The organism is Treponema sp. R6D11 (assembly GCF_054786075.1).
This window is the reverse complement of record NZ_BDHD01000810.1, coordinates 1-504: the sequence shown is the minus strand read 5'-3', so window position 1 is coordinate 504 and position 504 is coordinate 1. Positions and strand designations below refer to the sequence as shown.

The following is a 504-nucleotide window of genomic DNA, read 5'->3' as shown; positions in this document are numbered from 1 at the left end:
CCGAAAAGACCCGCGAACTCCGTAACAAAGGGCGCTATTTCCTGCAATTCGTCGCTGTCCGCGATTTTTTCTATAACCTGTTCAGGAAGCCCGGAAAGTTCCTTGTCCGTCCTAATAAAAATTTTACCGCCGTGCATTCCCGTTCCGGTAAAATACCACACCGGAAGATCATTTTCCGAGCCTATGCCGAGAACCACGATAAGCCCGCCAGCGAGATATTCGCCCAAGAAACTTCCAGCCTTGCCGCCGATTACTATTACCGGCTTTTTTTCCTTGTATTCCTTCATGTGAATGCCCGTTCTGTAACCCGCGTCGCCTTTTACAAAAATACAGCCGCCGCGCATGGCGTAACCGAGCGCGTCTCCGGCGTTGCCGTGAATGATTATCTTGCCGTCGTTCATCGTGTCGCCGACAGCGTCCTGGGCGTTGCCGTGCACTTCGATAATTCCGCCGTCAAGATACGCGCCAAGGGCGTTGCCGGGCGTCCCTTTTATCGTTATGTGC

The 504-nt window shown here is 53.0% G+C and carries 1 protein-coding gene; it reads right to left on the bottom strand.

The window, feature by feature from the left end:
• The coding region (locus tag ACYVTD_RS16255) for a GltB/FmdC/FwdC-like GXGXG domain-containing protein (protein WP_461248715.1) at positions 1-504 on the bottom strand (504 nt) is incomplete at both ends.